Source organism: uncultured Ilumatobacter sp. (assembly GCF_963980585.1).
In the GTDB taxonomy this organism is placed as follows: Bacteria; Actinomycetota; Acidimicrobiia; order Acidimicrobiales; family Ilumatobacteraceae; genus Ilumatobacter_A.
In genome coordinates, this window is the sequence record NZ_CAXCAM010000061.1 from 1 (window position 1) to 14,573 (window position 14,573).

The window sequence follows — 14,573 nt, forward strand, 5'->3', positions numbered from 1 at the left end:
TCACGCACTCACGCACTCACGCACTCACGCACTCAAGACAATCCTGGCGACGTCGGCAAGGGTGGTCGCCACATGGTCGATGCGCGGCACGGCTGGTGGCTCAAGACCATCCGGGTTGAACCAGCAGGTCACGCAACCAGCTGCTGCTCCACCGGCGATGTCCGAGCTCAGACTGTCGCCGACCACGAGGACCGAAGCAGGATCGGGATTGCCATGCGCCCCGAGCGCAACATCGAAGAACGCCTGGCTCGGCTTGGCGTGGCCGATCTCGCTCGACACGGTGACTGAGGTGAAATAGTCCTCGAGCTCGAACTGGGCAAGGCGAGGCCGTTGCACTTCGCCGTAGCCGTTGGTGATCAAGCCCATGGTGACTGCTCCGTCGAGCTGATCGAGAAGCTCCATTGCACCCGGCCACAGCACCCCCGAGCGACCAAGCCAAGCGAGGTACTGAGGTGCCAACGAAGCCGGGTCGAGTTCGAGATCGGTGTGCTCGATCAGCAGACGGAACCGTTCGTCATTCAACGTGTCGAGCGTGAGCTCACCCGCTTCGAGCTGTTCCCAGAGCGGAGCCGCAAGACGCTTGAACGTGGGGAGGTACTCCCCTCCGTCGGAGATGCCATGATCTGCGAGGAGCGCAGGAAGCGCCGCTCGCTGCGCCGATGCGAAGTCCGAGAGCGTGTTATCGAGGTCAAACAGGACCAGGTCGTACGGGGAACGAATCTCAGCCGGAGCATCGGGAGGCACACTTGCAAGCTATCGACGTCGCCGGTCACTGGCGGTCGCGATCCTGGTCGCAGACGCAACCACCGAAACAAGCACCGAAACAGGCACCGAAACAGGCACCGAAGCAACTGCGTCGACGCGCATGGCCGCGATCCGATCGAGGCCGACATCGTCAACCTGAGATTCCCAGGACTCACGGGAGGTACCGGCACATCCCGGGTTCTCGAGCGCGAGTTCTTGAGCCTGAGCTGCAGAATTCGGCAGCCGGACTGAGCAGCCAAATTCAGCAGCCTTGTTCAGCAGCCTGATTCAGCAGCCTCGTTCAGGAGCCCGATTCAGCAGCCCAATTCAGCAGCCTCGTTCAGCAGCCCGATTCAGCAAGTTCAGCGGCCTGAATTCAGCAAGTTCAGCGGCCCGATTCAGCAAGTTCAGCGGCCTGACTCGCCGGCCTGCTTCAGCAGGTTGGGCGGCCTGACTCGCCGGCCTCGATCAGCGGGCGATGACGTTGACGGTTTCGGCGGCGTCGATCAGCCAGCTGGGGAACACACCCACAAACAGGGTGAACGCAACCGCAGCGGCGATTGCAAGCCCCGACGAGAGATCGATCGAAATTCCAGTGCCAGCAGCGTCGGCCTCAACTGCACCGTCTTCCGGGGGCGAGAGCCACATGTTGACCATGATCCGCAGATACATAAACGCCGCCACGACGGCAGCGACCATGGCGATGATTGCAAGGGCATAGCTCTCGACTTCGACGGCAGCCTGGATGACACCGAATTTTGCGATGAAGCCAGAAGTGACGGGCACGCCAGCTCCAGCGAGCAGCAGCACGGTGAAGCCCAGCGCCAGTGCCGGTCGACGCTTCGCCAACCCTTTGAACGAATCGAGTGAGGAGTCTCCATCGCGGTTGCCCGCGGCCCGGCTGACGACAGTGACGACACCGATCATTCCGATGACCAGCACCGAGTACAGCATCAGGTACAGCGCGACTGATGGCATTCCGTCGCCAGGGTCCAACTCGCCGGCGGTGTGGCCGGCTGCTTCGACACCCACGAGGAGGAAGCCGGCATGCGTGACTGACGAGTACGCGAGCATCCGCTTGACGTCGGTCTGCACGACTGCGAGGAACGAACCAACCAGCAGCGACAAGACGGCAAGCACCCAGATGACCGGGCGCCAGTCATCACGGAAGAACGGCAACGCCGTGACCAGAACGCGGAGCATCGCGGCGAATGCGGCTGCCTTGCCGACCGATGCCATGAGTGCGGTGACGGGCGACGGCGCACCTTGATACACGTCGGGTGTCCACACATGGAACGGCGCTGCGGCGACCTTAAAACCAAGACCCACGATGAGCAGTGCGAGACCAGCAAGGGCCAACGCGTTTGGATTGTCGAGGTCGACGCCCGATTGGAACGTCGCGACCATCTCGGTGATGTTGGTCGTCCCGGCCGCCCCGTAGAGCAGCGCGATGCCATAGAGGAAGAATGCTGACGCAAAACCTCCGAGCACGAAGTACTTGATGCCTGACTCTGCCGATGCCAGCGAGCGACGGTTCGATGCAGCGAGCACGTAGAGCGCCAGCGACAGTGTTTCGAGGCCGAGGAACAGCACGATCAAGTCATTGGCCGACGCCATGACGATGCCGCCGATCGCGGCCACCAAATAGAGGGCGTAGATCTCGGGGCCCTCGTTGGGCGTGCCCCGCAGGAACGAATCCGTCAGCATCGACACGAGCAGCACACCGATGCAGATCGTGATCGTGAGGAACATCGCGAGCGTGTCGAACGCGATGGCACCACCCACGAGTGTGGTCGGGCCGTTGTCGGTGATGTCGTCCCACTGGACCATTGCCAGTGCGCCTGCGGTGCCGGCCGTGACCGCAGCGACCAGCGCGTACAGCCCCTTCGGCCACGCCGGTGTCAGCGCACCGACGAGCATCATGCCCAGTGCGCCGGCAAGCAGCGTCAGCATGGGCGACAATGCAAACCAGTTGACTTCGGGACCGACGAAGGTCTGAGCCAGCAGCGCCTGGGCCGGGGCCTCATGCGTCGAGATCTGGGACACGAGCTCAGCGATCATTCGCCGGTCTCCTCTCCCTCGTCGTGACCGTCTTCGCCGTCACTGTCGTCGTCACTGTCGTCGTCACTGCCGTCACCGTGGTCTGCATCGCCCTCATCTGCGTCGTCGTGATCCGCGCCATTGCTGGCTGTGTCGCAGCTCGTATCTGCAGTGTCATGTTCGGCTGGCTCATCGCTGTGGCTCTCGGCTGCCTCGCCCTCGTGCTCCACCTCGAAGGTGCCGCATTGGGTGCCGTACTCAGGATTTTCGAAGTCGCTGTTCTCCACCACGTGTTCGACCAGTGCGTCGACGCTCGGTTCGATGCGATCGAGCAGCGGCTTCGGGTACACACCGGTGAACACGATCGCTGCGATGAACGGCAGCAGCACCAAGCCTTCCTTGACACGCAGTTCAGGGAACTTCGCGTTGTCCTCGTCCGGCTCGCCGTGGAAGACACGCTGGTAGGCCCAGAGCAGGTAGAGCGCAGCGAGGATCACGCCGGCAGTTGCCACGACGGTCCACCACCGTGCGGTCTGGAATGAGCCGAGCAAAATCAGGTATTCGCCGATGAATCCGTTGAGTCCTGGCACACCGATCGACGACAGCATCACGATCATGAAGCCGGCAGCAAAGATCGGTGCCACCTTCTGGATGCCGCCAAGTTCGGAAATCTGGCGGGTCTTGCGACGCTCGTAGATCATGCCGACGAGGAGGAACAGCGCGCCGGTCGACACACCATGGTTGACCATCTGGAGGACAGAACCGGAGATCGCCTGGGAAGTGAAGGCAAACGTACCGAGGATGATGAACCCGAGGTGGGCCACCGAGGAATAGGCGACGAGTCGCTTGAGATCCTTCTGCATCGTCGCCGCAATTGCGCCGTAGATGATGCCGATCACCGCAAGGGTCAGCCAGAGCGAACGACTCCACACCGCAGCCTCGGGGAACAGGTAGAGGCCGAAGCGGAGGAACCCGTACGTACCGAGCTTCAACATGACGCCGGCGAGGACGACCGAACCAGCGGTGGGCGCCTGCGTATGGGCGTCGGGGAGCCAGGTGTGCAGCGGGAAGATCGGCACCTTGACAGCAAACGCGATGGCAAAGGCGAAGAACAACCAACGCCCAGTGTTGGCCGCGAAGTCTGCGCCCTCGGCGATCTCGACGAGGTCGAAGGTGAGCCGGCCCAGGTCCTCGCGGGCGAGCATCGCGGTGGCGATGAGCCCGACGAGCATGAACGCCGAACCAAACATTGTGTAGAGGAAGAACTTCGTCGCGGCGTAGACACGGTTCTCGTAGCCCCAACCGCCGATGAGGAAGTACATCGGCACGAGCACGATCTCGAAGAAGATGAAGAACAAGAAGAGATCAAGTGAGAGGAACGAACCCATCACACCGGCTTCGAGCATCAACAGCCACGCCAGGTACGGCTTCTCGTCGTGATGCGGGTCTGTGCCGACGATCGCGAGCGGGAAGAGCACTCCGGTCAGCACGACGAGGAACAGCGAAATGCCGTCAACACCGACGTGATACGAAATGCCCCACTGCTCGATCCACGTGTGCTGCGAGCTGAACTGGAATCCGGCCTCGCCCATCTCGAACGACGAGAGGAGCCAGATGCTCATGGCGCCCACACCAACCGAGGTCATCAACGCGATGAGCTTGGCAATCTCAGGTCGACGCTTCGAACTGATCGCCACGGCGACTGCGCCAACGATCGGCACGAGGATCAACATCGTGAGAATCGGGAACGCGATCGCGCCACCGTGGGAGTCCTCGGCGGCAACCAGCCCGGCCGTCATCATTTCGGTCAGCGCGCCCATCACAGAATTCCTCGAATCACGACAAACCACCCGAGGAGCAAGACGACACCGATGCCGATCACTCCGGCGTACTGACGCAGGTATCCGGTCTGGCCCTTTCGGACCTGACTCGACGTCTCACGCACCAGGGTGGCAACGCCATTCACTGCACCGTCGACGACCTTGCTGTCGAAATCGGCAACACCTTGGAAGCCCTTTCGGCCAGGGTTGCCCATGAACCACGAAATGGCTCGGTCATAGTTCCAGCCGTTCGCGAACAGCTCAGGCTCGATTGGTTTCATGCGCTTTTTCTCATACACGAGATATGCGCCGACGATGCCGATGACGGCACACGCGACTGCGATGCCAATCAGGAGGACCTTGTTGTCGTAGGCCCAGGTGTCCTTGATGACCGCTTCGCCGATGCCACGCTCTTCAGGGCCCTCGCCGAACTCGACCAGCGGGTGCAGCCAGTCGAGCAGCTTGTGCTGCATGCTCTTCGGAATGAAGCCGAGTGACGGCAGCTGAATGATGCCGCCGACCATCGACAGCCCAGCGAGCACAACCAGCGGCAGCAGCATTGTGGGCGGTGACTCGTGCGGTTTGAACTCGCCGTGCGCGCCGTGCGTGACCGGCTCGGGCGCCGCACCGGCCTCGGCGTCGTCCACCTCGAGGTGAGCGGCTTCTTCAGCATTCGCGTGGGAGCCCCACTTCTGCTCGCCGAAGAAGGTCATGACGACCTGGCGGGTCATGTAGAACGCGGTGAGGATTGCGGTGACGATGCCGACGATGTAGAGCGCCGGGCTCTCGGCCAGGGCGAACAACAGGATCTCGTCTTTCGACCAGAAGCCGGCAAACGGCGGCACACCGGCGATGGCAAGCCAGCCAATGATGAACGTGCTCGCCGTGATCGGCATGAACTTGAAGAGCTTGCCCATCTTGCGCATGTCTTGTTCGTCGTTCATCCCGTGGATGACCGAACCAGACCCGAGGAAGAGCAGCGCCTTGAAGAAAGCGTGAGTGACCATGTGGAAGATCGCGGCGACGTACGCGCCGGTGCCGACAGCCAAGAACATGTACCCGAGCTGTGAAACCGTCGAGTAGGCCAACACCTTCTTGATGTCGTTCTGCGTCAACGCAATGGTCGCAGCGAACAGCGCGGTGATCGCGCCGGTCCAGGCAATGAGCATCGGCACCCAGTCGGCGGCAGCACCGAGGACCGGATTGATCCGGACCATGAGGAAGACGCCGGCGGTGACCATCGTGGCCGCATGGATGAGCGCCGACACCGGTGTCGGACCGGCCATGGCGTCAGGCAGCCAGATGTACAGCGGCAGCTGAGCGGACTTGCCAACGGCACCCACAAACAGCAGTGCGGCGATGCCCGTGGCGGTTGCCTGGGTCATCGTGCCGGCAAGTGCACTGTCGTTGATCACCGCATAGTCGACCGAGCCGACCGCACCGAACGCGAGGAACATCGCCAGCATCACGCCGAAGTCACCGACACGGTTGGTGACGAAGGCTTTCTTGCCGGCTGTGGCGTTGGCATCCTTGGTCTGCCAGAAGGAGATCAGGAAGTACGAGCACGTGCCCACGCCTTCCCAGCCGAGGAACGTCACGAGCAGGTTCGAGCCCAAGACCAGCAGCGTCATCGAGAGGACGAAGAGGTTGAGATAGAGGAAGAACTTTGAGAACTTCGGGTCGCCGTGCATGTAGCCGACCGAATACAGGTGGATCAACGCGCCGATGCCGGTGACGAACAGGAGCATCGTCGAACTCAGCGGATCGACGAGGAACGCCATGTCGATCTGCAAGTCACCAACCGGCACCCACGAGAAGATGTTGACAACTTCGGAACGGGACTCAGAGTCGCGTGACAGCAGGTCGAAGTAAATGGCCACGGCCGTCGCGAACGACAGCAAGACCATGGCGGTCGCGAGATAGCCGGCCTTGGGTTCGCCCAACTTGCGGCCGCCGACGAGGATCGTCAGAAAGCCGACCAGCGGGAAGAGGGGAACCAACCAAACGAGATCGATCATGATCAGCCCTTCAGTTCCGCGAGGTCGTCAGCGGTGGCGCCCGGCTTGCGGCGCAGGATCGACACGATGATGCCGAGGCCAACCACCACTTCGGCAGCGGCCACGACCATCACGAAGAACACGGCGGTCTGGCCGTTGATGTCGCCCAACTTGGTGGCGAGCGCCACGAAGGTGAGGTTGGCCGCGTTGAGCATCAGTTCGATGCACATGAACATGATCAGCGGATTGCGACGAATCAGTAACCCGGACGCCCCGATGCTGAACAGCAGGGCAGCGAGGATCAGATACCAGGACGGTTCGATTGCAGCGATCATTTGGCTGCTCCCGACGTGGTCGATGACGACGCATCGGTGTCTTCAGCATCGGCCTTCGGCCACTTGCGGGTGAGGACGACCGTTCCGGCCACTGCCACCACGAGCAGGACGGAGGTGAGCTGGAAGGCAAACACATGGTCGCCGTACAAGTTCTCGGCGAGCTGCTTGATGTTGCTGTCGTGGTCACCGGTCTCGGTGGCGACGTCGATGCCATCGCCAACCGCTCCGGGCAGCACGGTGCTGCTGTCGGCCTTGATGACCGCTGCGGTGATCAGCGACGCAAGCCCGAGGCCCATGATCGCAGCGAGTGGACGCTGGACCTTGATCGGCTCAATCGACAGGTCCATGGCATTGTCGACACCAAGCAACATGATGACGAACAAGAACAGCACCACGATCGCACCGGCGTAGACAATGACCTGCACCGCAGCGAGGAAGTGAGCTTCCTGCGCAACGAACTGCACGGCAATGCCGAACAGTGTCATGACCAAGCCAAGTGCGGCGTGCACGGGGTTCTTCAGCGTGATGACACCAATGGCGCCGCCCAGCACCATCGCAGCCGCCGCGAAGAAGACGAGATATTCGAGAAACGTGGTATCCATCAGCAGTCGCGCTTCACCGTTTGACGACCTTCACGGGACGGTCCCCATTGTCCCGATCGGGATCATGGGCATCTCGCTCGGCCTGCTTGGGTTCGGGAGCACGCAGACCGTAACCGAGTTCGTTGCTCCAGCCCACCTCCCCTTCAAAGGTTGCGTCGCCAGATGGAGACGTGGCGCGCATCCAGCCCGAGGTTTGGTCGTCCTCGCCGTCGCGCCAATCCTCCCAGGGGAGCCGTTTGGCTTTGCCCGCGTCGTCGACGACGAGCTCAGACTTGGTGTAGATCGCGTCCTGGCGGCTCGTGAACGAGAACTCGAACATCTTCGACTCGGTGATGGCCTCGGTCGGGCACGCCTCGACACACAGGTCGCAGTGAATACAGCGCAGGTAGTTGATCTCGTAGATCCAACCGAAGCGCTCGCCCGGCGACGTGGGGTTCTCGGGGTCGTTGTCGGCACCGCGCACGTGGATGCACTTGGCCGGGCAGACACCGGCGCACAGCTCGCAGCCGATGCACTTCTCCATGCCGTCCTCGTAGCGGTTGAGGACGTGACGACCATGCAACCGCTCGGGCTTGGGGATCTTTTCGTCGCCCTGCGAGTCGGACGCCATGTCGCCCTTCTTCTTGGCGCGCCGACCACCGGAGTACTGCGTGGTCACTTGCTTGCCGCCGAAGAGGCGATGCTGGCGGAGCGGAATGAGGAAACCTTCGAAGTAACCCATCAGTTGGCAGCTCCCTTGCTCGAAGCGGATGGTGACGGCACCGGGCTCAGCGAGCTTGATGCCTCACGGTTCTTGCGGCTCACGTTGAGGGCCGCAGCGAACAGACCGATCGCGACAGCCCCGATGATGCCGGCGATGCCGACCACCCGCAGGCTGGCCACGTTGTCGCCGTTGGCGAATTGACGGAGTGCAGCGAGCAGCAGGAACCAACCGAGCGATACCGGAATGAGGATCTTCCAGCCGAAGTCCATCAGCTGGTCATAGCGCAGGCGAGGCAAGGTCGCTCGGAACCAGACGAACATGTAGAGGAAGAGCAGCAGCTTGGCAACGAACCAGATCGAGCCTTCGATGTAGCCCGGGATCACCGGGATGTCGAAAAGCCCCTGCGGGCCACCGAGGAAGAGCGTCACCATGACGCCCGACATGGTGATGACGTTCATGAACTCGGCGAGGAAGAAGAGCGCGAAGCGAATCGAGGAGTACTCGGTGTTGAAGCCGCCGACCAGTTCCTGTTCGGCTTCGACAAGATCGAACGGCGGCCGGTTCAGCTCCGCTGTGGTGGCCACGACGAACACGAAGAACGGGAGCAGGCCGGTCGTGATGATGTTCCAGTCGACAAAGCGATCCTGGGTTTGCACGATGCCGTTGGTGCTCAGTGTGCGCGACGACAGCAATACCGCCGCCAGGCTGAGACCGAGAGCTGCTTCGTACGAAATCATTTGCGCCGTCGCCCGGACCGCGCCGAGGAGCGGGTACTTCGAGCCTGATGCCCAACCAGCGAGCATGATCCCGTAGACCGCGATCCCACTCAAAGCCAGGACGAGAAGGATGCCGACCGGAGGGTCAGCGAGCTGGACGCGGGTGACTTGCCCGAAGATCGTGATCGATCCGTCTTTGCCGTCGGAGAAGTCTCCGCCGAGCGGGATGACCGCCCAGACGAGAAACGCAGGGACGAACGCCAAGAAGGGAGCGAGGCGGAACACGATGCGGTCGGCCCGATTTGGCAGCAGGTCTTCCTTGAAGAACAGCTTGATGCCGTCGGCGAGGGTCTGCAGCAACCCGAACGGGCCGGCCTTGTTCGGGCCGACTCGGTTCTGCATGCCCGACACGACTTTGCGTTCGAACCACACCATCAGCATCGTGCCAACGAGGCCGAGCACGAAGACGATGAGGACCTTGGCCAGGATGATGAAGATCGGCGTCCACGTCAGCTTGCCTTCGGTGATCGGGTCGATCGCGACGAGACCGGTCAGCACCGCATCGGTCGGCAGCGCAGCAAGAAGTTGAGAAGACAGCATCAGATTCGTTCGATTCGGACGTCGGTGGTGGCAGCGGCGGCATCGATGATGTCTTCGATACTGCCAGTTCCGGACTGATTGAACGGTGCCCACACGACGCCGCGCGGGACGTTGTGGTTGGCAACGACCGGCAGCACAGCGGTGGCCTTGGCGCTGATGAGCTTCACGTCGGTACCGGCATCGACGCCGATGCCGTCGAGGTCAAGCGGATGCACGTGTGCAGCGGCACCCGGTGCAAGCTGTGCAATCGACGGAGACATTGCCGTACTGACCGCCCGGTCATACAGCTTCCGGCTGACGACCAGCCGGTAGTCGTAGCTGTTCCGACCAGCGACTTCAACCTTGATGCCAGGAAGTGCAGCCGCGGGCTGGATCGACATCACGCCATCGATCGATGCCGCAAGAGCTGCGCGGGTGACCCCGGGGAACAACGGTGCTGTTGCCGCAATCGCATCGGTGACATCATCGACCGTGGCAACGTTGCCGAGCGGGTGGTCTGCACCGAACGACCGGTCGCCGATCGACGTGGCCAGTTCGACGGCGATCATCCAGTCGGGACGTGCCGTTCCGCTGGCAGTGACCTGCTGGGCCAGCGTCGTCACCCGGCCTTCAAGGTTTGTCGTCGTGCCCGATTTCTCGCCGTAGGCGGCCGCGGCGAGAACGACATCAGCGAGTTGGGTGGACTCTGATGGGTGCGTGTCAACGGAGATGATCCGACGTGCCCCGGCGAGCGCACGACGCGCGAGTTCGGTGTCGGGACAGTCGTTGAGCGGGTCACTGCCCACCAGAATCAACAACCCGATTTTGCCATCGGCTGCGGCATTGAGAGCCGCAATGGCATCACCATCGGAGCTGGTCGGTGCCATGCCGAGCGACAGTGCGCCGACAACGTTGCCGCGCCGCAGGGCCGGGAGCACCTTCGCGGCAGGGACCGCATTGAGCACATTCTGGAGCGCTGCGATGGTCGCATCGCTGGACTCGGCGAGGTTCGGACGACCCACGACAACGACCACCGGGCCGCTGGCGAGCTGCGCGGCGATGACGGCATCGGCGATCGCCGTCCGCACGGCGTCGTGCTGAGTGCCCGGCTCGTGGCGGATGCTCTTCCAGGCATACCGCGACATGCCAGTGTCGACGGCAGAGAATTCGACAATCTTGCTCCGGCCCTTCTCTGCTGCGTCGCGCAGGCGGAGATAGAGGACCGGCAGCTCTTCTTTCAGATCGGGGCCGATCAGCACGATGGTCGCAGCGTTGGCCGCCTCGTCGATCGTCGCTCGCTTCTGGCCGAGGACCTCGATCGGCAGGCCGTCGCCGAGCTGTGCGTCGCGGTATGGCGTGTCGATCGCATCAGCGAGCTGGCCCCATGCGAAGGCGTCCTCATTCGAGCCACGCGCTCCACCGAGAATCGCGATGCTTTCCGGTCCGCCGGTGCTGAGGGCTTCGTTGATCAGCGCGGCCGCCGATGTCATCGCGCCGTTCCACTGCGTCTCGACGAGTCCTGCATCGGTGCGGATCATGGGATTGGTGATCCGGTGATCAGAGTTGGTGGCTTCGAAATTGAAGCGACCGCGGTCGCACAACCAGCCGTGGTTGACCGGATCGGAATCGACGCCCTGGTAGCGGAGCAACTCGTCACGACTCGACTGGACCACCGTACGACAGCCGACCGAGCACGTCGTGCAGGTGGACTCCTGCTGTTCGAGGTCCCATGGCCGCGCCTTGAAGCGGTACGGCTCGGCTGTGAGCGCGCCCACCGGGCAGATCTGCACAGTGTTGCCCGAGAAATACGACGCAAACGGCTCGTCTGGGAAGGTCATCACCTGCGTGTTGTTGCCGCGCTGGGTGAAGTGAATGAGCTTGTCACCGGCAACTTCGTCGGCGAAGCGGGTGCAACGATCGCAAAGAATGCAGCGCTCGCGGTCAAGCAACACCAGGTCACTGATTGGGATCGGCTTTTCGTAGTGGCGCTTCTCTTCGACAAACCGGCTTTCGCCGGGGCCGTGCGAGAACGCTTGGTCTTGCAGCGGGCACTCGCCGCCCTTGTCGCAGACCGGGCAGTCGAGCGGATGGTTGGCGAGCAGCAGCTCGATCATGCCTTCTTGGGCCCGCTTCGCTGTGGGCGATTCGGTCTCGATCTTCATGTCGGGCGACACGGTGATCATGCACGATGGCTGCAGCTGCATGCCGCGCCCGGTGTCGACCTCGACGAGACATTGTCGACACATGCCAACCGAGCTCATCCGGGGGTGGTAGCAGAAGTGCGGAACCGTGGCCCCGTTGCTCTCGGCGACCGCAATGACCAAGTCGCCCTTGTGAGCAATGATCTCGCGGCCGTTCAGGGTGACGGCGACGGCGTTGGGATCCGGCTCGGGCTCGGGCACCGCTTCGATTGCTTCATCATCCGTCACCTCGGCAGGGACATCGGTCATGCGTCAGCTCCTGAGAGTGCGGTGACGGGAATCGAGACTCGCTTCGGCACCTTGGTCACGATGGCCTCGAACTCTTCGGGGAACAACGTCAGTGCCGAGTGCAGCGGCGCCCACGCAGACGGTCCGACGAAACAGATCGTGGTCATCTTGTAAGGGAATGGGACCGCTTCGAGGTCGAGCCGTTTGCTCGATGCATGTGGCATGTCACCCGGGCAGATCGTCTGGCCAACTTCGCGCATCTGGTCGAGGTCGGCGTCGGTGCCGTAGCCGGCGATGACGCGCTCAAGCATGCGCATCAGCCACGTGCCACCTTCGCGACACGGCGTGCACTTGCCGCACGACTCGTGGGCGTAGAACTTGGTCAGCGTGTAGGCGGCGTGAGGGATGTCGGTCGTGGAGTCCATCACCATGATGGCCCCTGAGCCGAGCATCGAGCCGGCCGCGCCAGCTTCCTTGCCTTCGAACGGGATATCGAGTTGATCTTCGACGAACCAGGGTGCGGAACCGCCGCCGGGCACGAATGCCTTCAGGTCGTTGTCGTCACGGATCCCCTGGCTGAACTCGTCGCCGTAAATGATGTCGCGGAATGTCGTTGAGCCATTGATGATCTCATAGACGCCTGGCCGCTTCACATGGCCCGATACCGCGACCATGCGCGTGCCGGGTGAGGTTGGTGTGCCGATCGCGGTATACGCAGCCGAACCGTTGAGTGCGACGAACGGCAGGTTCGCAAGCGTTTCGACGTTGTTGACGATCGTCGGCTTGCCGTACAGACCGACCGCTGCCGGGAAGAACGGCGGCTTGAGCCGCGGCATGCCGCGCTCGCCTTCGAGCGACTCGATCAATGCGGTCTCTTCGCCGACGACATATGCACCCGCTCCCCAATGCAAGACAATGTCGACGCTGAAGTCAGTGCCGAGGATGTTCTTGCCGATATACCCCGCTGCATATGCGTCGTTCAGCGCAACGGCGATCCGCTCCTGGGCCAGCGCCATCTCGCCGCGCACGTACAAGAAACACTGCGACAGACCAGCGGCGTAGCAGGCAATGAGGCAGCCTTCGATCAACTGATGCGGATCGCGCTCCATGAGGAGACGGTCCTTATAGGTGCCGGGCTCGGACTCGTCGCCGTTGACCACGAGGTAGCGCGGCCACACGCCCTGCGGAGTGAAGCCCCATTTGACGCCAGCCGGGAACCCCGCACCGCCGCGGCCGAGCACCGTCGAGTTGCGGACTTCGTCGTGCATCTCCTGCGGGCTCATCGCGAGGCACTTCTTCAGGCCGTTGTAGCCATCAGTCGCCAGGAAGCGTTCAAGGGTGTGGCTGTCTTCGTACTCGAATCGCGACGTGACCACCTTGGGTCGGTCGCCGATGTAGAACCCGGGGATGTAGTCGTGCGTGACAGCGCCGGGAGAATTGGTGGTGCTCATCGTCAGTTGCTCTCTTCCGGAACAGGGGCCGGAATCCAGGCGGGACCGCCCGTGACGTCGTCCGGGTGAACGGCGCCAACGCCCTTGTCGTCGGGGATGTGCTGGCGCTGCGTGCCGAGCGTGCCGTGGGGTGGCACCTCGCCATCGAGCTTGCCCGCGCGCAAATCGTCGATCATCTCATCGAAGTCGGCGTGCGTGACTCGGTACTTGTGGCGATAGTTGACCTGGAGGCAAGGTGCCTCGGTGCAGGCGGCCTGACACTCAGCCGGTTCGAGCGTGATGAGGCCGTCGGCGGTGGTGCCACCTGCCTTCACTCCGAGCTTCTCTTCGGCGTGGTGGAGCAACTCTCCGGCGCCGAGCAGCGCACACGACAGCGTCGTGCACACGTTGACGACGTACTTGCCGACGGGTTCGAACTTGAACATCTCGTAGAACGATGCCGTGCCGAGCACTTCGGCTGGCGTGACGTTGACGAGTTCAGCGATGTGCCGCATTGCGTCGTCGGTGACGTAGCCGTTCTGCTCTTGGCTGAGGTGCACGAGCGGGATCAGCGCCGACTTCTGCTTCGGGTAGCGGCTGATGATCTCCTTGGCCAGCACCACGTTGTGATCGGACAGACGGCTCATCAGCTGTCTCCTGCTTGGTCGGCGGTGAACATAAACGTGTCGAGGAACGCCTGGAATTGCTCGGTCTGCCCCGAGAATCCGAGGGCGAACGATTGGTACAGGCGAAGTCCATCGACGAAAACGAGGGCGTTGCCGTCGCCGGAATCTGCACCGTCGACGACCTCGAAGGCGAATGCGACGCCAGGCACTCCATTGCTCTCCACAAACTGGGAGTCAACAAGGGTCCCACCGACGTTCGCGACAGCACCGTCGCGTGCCGTGAGGAGCGCAACTTCGGGATCACTGTCGATCGAACCTTCGGGATAGTCGAACACCGAGGTGAAGTATGCCGCATCGACGCCATCTTCATAAATGAACGCCTCGGCGGCGACCTGGCCTGTGGGCAGTGGAACGGCGAGCGGCGTCGGCAATGGCTCGCCAGGGAATGTGATGACGTAGTCATCAGTCGGCGCGGTGAACACGAACCCGTCGGTGGCGGCTGGTTCGATGTCGGCTGATTCGGTGTCGGCTGATTCGGTGTCGGCTGATTCG

Annotated in this window: 12 protein-coding genes; all 12 read right to left on the reverse strand. The window is 62.5% G+C overall.

The window, feature by feature from the left end; translation table 11 throughout:
* Positions 1–24 precede the first annotated feature (24 nt).
* On the reverse strand, positions 25–744 hold the full coding sequence (locus ACH2DW_RS14075; RefSeq protein WP_394930379.1) for a YjjG family noncanonical pyrimidine nucleotidase: 720 nt from the start codon (positions 742–744) through the stop codon (positions 25–27).
* A 468-nt stretch (positions 745–1,212) separates the two neighbouring features.
* The gene (locus tag ACH2DW_RS14080; RefSeq protein WP_394930380.1) at positions 1,213–2,805 is read right to left on the reverse strand and encodes an NADH-quinone oxidoreductase subunit N; all 1,593 of its coding nucleotides are present in this window, start codon (positions 2,803–2,805) and stop codon (positions 1,213–1,215) included.
* Entirely contained in the window at positions 2,802–4,604 is a 1,803-nt protein-coding gene (locus ACH2DW_RS14085; RefSeq protein WP_394930381.1) for an NADH-quinone oxidoreductase subunit M, read from the reverse strand. The genes ACH2DW_RS14080 and ACH2DW_RS14085 overlap by 4 nt, the downstream gene beginning before the upstream one ends.
* Positions 4,604–6,622 carry an NADH-quinone oxidoreductase subunit L gene (gene nuoL, locus ACH2DW_RS14090; protein WP_394930382.1) on the reverse strand — a complete coding sequence of 673 codons (2,019 nt, stop codon included), beginning with the start codon at positions 6,620–6,622 and terminating at the stop codon, positions 4,604–4,606. Before nuoL ends, ACH2DW_RS14085 begins: the two co-directional genes overlap by 1 nt.
* 2 nt (positions 6,623–6,624) lie before the next feature.
* Positions 6,625–6,936 carry an NADH-quinone oxidoreductase subunit NuoK gene (gene nuoK / locus ACH2DW_RS14095; RefSeq protein ID WP_394930383.1) on the reverse strand — a complete coding sequence of 104 codons (312 nt, stop codon included), beginning with the start codon at positions 6,934–6,936 and terminating at the stop codon, positions 6,625–6,627.
* Positions 6,933–7,538 carry an NADH-quinone oxidoreductase subunit J gene (locus tag ACH2DW_RS14100; RefSeq protein WP_394930384.1) on the reverse strand — a complete coding sequence of 202 codons (606 nt, stop codon included), beginning with the start codon at positions 7,536–7,538 and terminating at the stop codon, positions 6,933–6,935. Before ACH2DW_RS14100 ends, nuoK begins: the two co-directional genes overlap by 4 nt.
* A gap of 13 nt (positions 7,539–7,551) precedes the next feature.
* Positions 7,552–8,259: a NuoI/complex I 23 kDa subunit family protein gene (locus ACH2DW_RS14105; protein WP_394930385.1), complete on the reverse strand. Its 708-nt coding sequence runs from the start codon at positions 8,257–8,259 to the stop codon at positions 7,552–7,554.
* Positions 8,259–9,557: an NADH-quinone oxidoreductase subunit NuoH gene (nuoH, locus tag ACH2DW_RS14110; protein ID WP_394930386.1), complete on the reverse strand. Its 1,299-nt coding sequence runs from the start codon at positions 9,555–9,557 to the stop codon at positions 8,259–8,261. Before nuoH ends, ACH2DW_RS14105 begins: the two co-directional genes overlap by 1 nt.
* On the reverse strand, positions 9,557–11,986 hold the full coding sequence (gene nuoG / locus ACH2DW_RS14115) for an NADH-quinone oxidoreductase subunit NuoG (RefSeq protein WP_394930387.1): 2,430 nt from the start codon (positions 11,984–11,986) through the stop codon (positions 9,557–9,559). The genes nuoH and nuoG overlap by 1 nt, the downstream gene beginning before the upstream one ends.
* Positions 11,983–13,416 carry an NADH-quinone oxidoreductase subunit NuoF gene (gene nuoF, locus ACH2DW_RS14120; RefSeq protein WP_394930388.1) on the reverse strand — a complete coding sequence of 478 codons (1,434 nt, stop codon included), beginning with the start codon at positions 13,414–13,416 and terminating at the stop codon, positions 11,983–11,985. Before nuoF ends, nuoG begins: the two co-directional genes overlap by 4 nt.
* A gap of 2 nt (positions 13,417–13,418) precedes the next feature.
* Positions 13,419–14,042, reverse strand: coding sequence for an NADH-quinone oxidoreductase subunit NuoE (nuoE, locus tag ACH2DW_RS14125; protein WP_394930389.1), 624 nt, complete (start codon positions 14,040–14,042; stop codon positions 13,419–13,421).
* Positions 14,042–14,573, reverse strand: a 532-nt coding sequence (locus ACH2DW_RS14130; protein ID WP_394930390.1) for a hypothetical protein, incomplete at its 5' end; no start/stop codon positions are given. The genes nuoE and ACH2DW_RS14130, both read right to left, overlap by 1 nt.

Coding starts and splice junctions, on each gene's coding strand:
- ACH2DW_RS14080 (WP_394930380.1), bottom strand. CDS start 2,805: ATGATCGCTGAGCTCGTGTCCCAGATCTCGACGCATGAGGCCCCGGCC.
- ACH2DW_RS14085 (WP_394930381.1), bottom strand. CDS start 4,604: ATGGGCGCGCTGACCGAAATGATGACGGCCGGGCTGGTTGCCGCCGAG.
- nuoL (WP_394930382.1), bottom strand. CDS start 6,622: ATGATCGATCTCGTTTGGTTGGTTCCCCTCTTCCCGCTGGTCGGCTTT.
- nuoK (WP_394930383.1), bottom strand. CDS start 6,936: ATGATCGCTGCAATCGAACCGTCCTGGTATCTGATCCTCGCTGCCCTG.
- ACH2DW_RS14100 (WP_394930384.1), bottom strand. CDS start 7,538: ATGGATACCACGTTTCTCGAATATCTCGTCTTCTTCGCGGCGGCTGCG.
- ACH2DW_RS14105 (WP_394930385.1), bottom strand. CDS start 8,259: ATGGGTTACTTCGAAGGTTTCCTCATTCCGCTCCGCCAGCATCGCCTC.
- nuoH (WP_394930386.1), bottom strand. CDS start 9,557: ATGCTGTCTTCTCAACTTCTTGCTGCGCTGCCGACCGATGCGGTGCTG.
- nuoG (WP_394930387.1), bottom strand. CDS start 11,986: ATGACCGATGTCCCTGCCGAGGTGACGGATGATGAAGCAATCGAAGCG.
- nuoF (WP_394930388.1), bottom strand. CDS start 13,416: ATGAGCACCACCAATTCTCCCGGCGCTGTCACGCACGACTACATCCCC.
- nuoE (WP_394930389.1), bottom strand. CDS start 14,042: ATGAGCCGTCTGTCCGATCACAACGTGGTGCTGGCCAAGGAGATCATC.